This window comes from Anaerosporomusa subterranea (assembly GCF_001611555.1).
Classification (GTDB): Bacteria; Bacillota; Negativicutes; order Sporomusales; family Acetonemataceae; genus Anaerosporomusa; species Anaerosporomusa subterranea.
Genome location: NZ_LSGP01000021.1, coordinates 1 through 4018, shown reverse-complemented (window position 1 = coordinate 4018; position 4018 = coordinate 1). Strand labels below are relative to the sequence as shown.

The window sequence follows — 4018 nt, the reverse complement described above, 5'->3', positions numbered from 1 at the left end:
AAGCGACCAGTACCAAACTAAGAGCTTTTTTCATTCAAATCTCGCCTCACATTTCATTTATTTGTTTGGAGCTAATACTTGATTTCGTGAGTTTCGCAATACCGCTCTTTTACTTTCTCGGCAAGCCCCCTTTAATACGCTCTCGTAATCGTTCATCATTTAGAATTCTAATACGATTTTGGCAAAATTACCGGTAGCTGCGTCATTAAAGGCCTCTTGAAATTGGTTAACAGGAACAATCTTGGACACAATCGGATCAACAAAAAAGTCTGGATTGCTTAAATAAGCAATGGCATCAGCAAAATCTTGCTTTGTATAAATGATTGAGCCTAAAATGCTAATTTCACTACGAACGATATGAATCGGCGATAAGTTCACTGAATCGCCGGTTATGCCGAGTGCAACCATGACACCGCCTGGTTTTACAATCTGCATGGCCTGTTCAACAGAGGATTTTACTCCGGCTGCTTCCAAAACCACGTCAAAAACTTGATCTTTGATTTCTTGAGGAGTAAAGACGGATACAGGTCCAAACTTTTTAGCCAGTTCAAGTTTCACCGGATTTACATCGATAACTGTTACCTCTGCTCCCAAATGCAGGGCCAAGGCAACTGACAGCAAGCCCTCAGTGCCGCTGCCGATGATCGCCAGCTTAGTTCCCTTGTTGATATTTGCTTTTTTCAAAGCATGCACGGTGACGGCAAATGGCTCAATTAATATTGCTCGTTCACTGGCCATCTCTTCTGGTACTGGAACCACGTATTTTGCATCAATGATAACTTCTTGAGCAAACACTCCGTCAACCGCAACACCTAATGGCTGCTTATGCTTGCAAATGTTGGTTTTGCCTGCTTTGCAGAATTCACACTTGCCGCAGAATGTATTGGGGAAAATCACTGCGCGTGTACCCACTGTGCAATTAGTATCCACGCCTGCTTCAATCACCGTTCCTAATACTTCATGACCAGGACGGATCGGATACTTTGCGTAACTAATCGAACCTTTGTAAACCCTGAGGTCAGAACCGCAAATTCCGCCATAAATGATGCTCATCTTAACTTCATTATTCTTTGGACTCGTTGGTAACGCTGCTTCTCTCAATTTCAGCTGCATAGGATTTTCTAAGAATAATTCGAGAATTTTACTCACCTCTAGTATTATCATTGGAACGTTCTATTAGATCGATCTAAATGCATTATATTACCCTGTCGCAATTGTTGTCAATATGTATTCTGATAATTTTGTATTGTCAGAATACAAGTGAATTAATTCACACAGTGGCAATTATCACGTTTGACAGAAAATTACGGTTAGAATATAATTGATCCATAAATAATTGCACTTTCTTCCTAATAGATGCCCCATTTCTGAAAAAACTCACATAGGTGGTTTCAAATGAAACAAGAAAAGCCAAAGCTAGTAACTCTGCAAGAGGTGGCTAAACATGCTGGTGTTTCTCAAACAACAGCCTCTCTCGCTATCCGTGGGAAACTGAATATTTCAGAAGCCACGCGTCAAAAAGTATTTGCATCTATGCAGAATTTAGGCTATGTCTATGATCGGGGCGCCGCGAATTTGCGTTCTAAGGGTGCATCCTCCACAGTCGGCCTGATTATTCCTGACCTATCCAATCCGTTTTATACTGAGCTGCTGATCGGCATCCACCAGGAACTGAATCAACTTGGCCAAACGGTTATTCTCGGAACTACTTTCGATTCTGCGACTGTCCAAGATCGCCTTGTTTCAACTATTCTTGAGCATAGGGTAGCTGGCATTATTTTCTTCGTGGTCCCAGGTAGTCGTCGTGAACCGCTTGATCGTATCCGCCGGTTGGGCATTCCCGTTGTCTTAATCAATAGAAACCTTTCAGAGGGGCACTGCGACTATGTTGGGATTGACAATGTAACAGGTGGCCGTAGCGCTGTTGAGCATTTAGTTCGCAAAGGACATCGTCGCATTGCATTTCTGGGTGGCGTTTCACAGCTGTCTTCTTGGCATGGTCGCACAGAGGGATATGTGAGCGGACTGCTTGCTGCAGGACTCGATGTTGACGAATCGCTAATTATTGAAGGCCCCATGACGCGGGAAAGCGGTCATGTACTTATCGAGAAAATCCTTGCCCTCCCCACCCCACCTACCGCTGTATTATGTTACAACGACATCATTGCGATTGGCGCCATGATGAAACTAAAGGAATTAGGCTTAACTCCAGGTTATGATATGGGAATTGTCGGTTTTGACGATATTCCAGAGGCCTCGATCTTCAGCCCAAGACTCACGACCGTCTCATCATTTCCTCGACGTATAGGAACGCATGCGGTTCGCTTGTTACACGAGCGCATTGAGGGTCTTGACAGCGAGCCGCGCAGTGTGGTGTTGCAACCTGAACTTATCGTAAGAGAGTCTTGTTCTCATAAAAATCTATAATCATTTGTAAATTTGTATCCGTGAATTGGAGCGCCTTAGCAGGCGCTCCTTTTAGATTATACCTTGAAAATTGACGACTCTGCCTTCGCTTGCTGATAGATATGCCGCGTACATGACCTTTGTCGTGTCATAAGCCAAGTCAATATCAGACAGCGGCTTTCTGCCGTGGGCCACGCATTCCACAAAGTCTTGCAGTTCATATACATAGCCCCGCAGGATTTCATCAGAGATGAAAACGTAGTTCCAGCCTAACTTCTCCGGCATCATTTCGGAGAAATACACATTGTCCAAGCCTTCCTGATCTAGGAAATAGGTCTTTAGATTATCCGCCGGGGTAATATTGCACATCAGCGTTCCGTCATTGGCGTAAATCTCAACATAGTTCTTAACCCCGCCTAATACGTTATCGCTGGCGATGACGATGGCTTTTGTGCCATCAGAAAACGTGATCGTAACGTTCGCGAAATCTTCGACATCGATCGGTTTACTAGTCAGATGGCGCTTGTCATATTCGGTTAGAGATTGACCAATGTGCCCCATGTCCGCGCTTACGCTTTTTACGGTGATTTGTTCACCGCGGGCTTGGGCTTCCACCTGTTTTAACCACAGAATGCCGGAAAGCGGATGGCAGCCCATACGAATCAAAGAACCACCGCCAGTTTTTTCCCACATACCGGCTACCGGCGATGAAGATCCGCGTAGGCTTTCTTCGCCTTTCATGAATACCAGCTTACTTTTTTTATTGCGGATGATTTCCGCAGCCTTTAAGATGCTCGGGCAATACACATAGTTTTCTGCGTACATGAACAGTTTATCGCTGGTGTTAACAATTTTACGAATCTCATCGATTTCCTTAATAACTTCTTCATACATTTTAGCCTTGCACACTTTATGGCCGATTGGTTTTTCATCGCCAGGCTGACCAAAGTAGCCGGTCAGCGGTTTTTCACAGATGACGTGTTTGCCAGCCCGCATAGCCTGTAACGCAAAGTTGACATGCAAGTTCGGCGGGGTAACAATGTCAACAATATCAATTTCCGGATCATTCAAAACGTCGCTGAAATTGGCGGTAACCTGCTCGATATTGTATTTCTTGGCGACTTCTTTTGCTTTCTCCACATCAAGATCAACAATGGTTTTCAGTCGAACGGGCACACCATGTACTTTGGCATAGCCGTTGGTGTGTAGAAATGCCCCATAGCCTGCGCCTATTAACGCAATTGTAACTGGTTTCAAAATTAGTTGCCTCCCTTACGTATCTTTTTGACATGGAATTTAATTAGTTCAATTTAGTACTTCGATTTAGTACTTCGATACACTAAAAGTATATTCCGCTTCTGGGATCTTTGTCAATACGTATTCTGATAATTATGTATTGTCAGAATGAACGTTATTATTTTCACATTATATATAAGGAGAGTACCTCATGCAAGGGTGCTCTCCTTATTGGTAAGTTCTTATTTGCCGCCCATCATCAGTTGGAACGGAACCGTGATTAATGCCGGGAATAGCATGAGAAGAACCAGCACAATGCTTTCCACAATCAGGAACGGCATGATCTTGCCCATAATATCGTCCATACTAACTTTAC

At 43.8% G+C, this 4018-nt stretch carries 3 protein-coding genes; 1 reads left to right on the top strand and 2 read right to left on the bottom strand.

Features of this window, described 5'->3' with window-relative positions; genetic code table 11:
• Positions 1 to 159: 159 nt before the first annotated feature.
• The gene (locus AXX12_RS13975) at positions 160 to 1164 is read right to left on the bottom strand and encodes a zinc-dependent alcohol dehydrogenase (protein WP_231881898.1); all 1005 of its coding nucleotides are present in this window, start codon (positions 1162 to 1164) and stop codon (positions 160 to 162) included.
• 231 nt (positions 1165 to 1395) lie between these two features.
• Between AXX12_RS13975 and AXX12_RS13970 the strand changes: the two genes are divergently transcribed.
• Positions 1396 to 2427 (top strand): LacI family DNA-binding transcriptional regulator, encoded by a 1032-nt coding sequence (locus tag AXX12_RS13970; protein ID WP_066243970.1) that lies wholly within the window; start codon positions 1396 to 1398, stop codon positions 2425 to 2427.
• A 51-nt stretch (positions 2428 to 2478) separates the two neighbouring features.
• Here AXX12_RS13970 and AXX12_RS13965 read toward each other — a convergent pair whose 3' ends face one another.
• Positions 2479 to 3663: a Gfo/Idh/MocA family protein gene (locus tag AXX12_RS13965; protein WP_066243969.1), complete on the bottom strand. Its 1185-nt coding sequence runs from the start codon at positions 3661 to 3663 to the stop codon at positions 2479 to 2481.
• Positions 3664 to 4018: the final 355 nt, after the last annotated feature.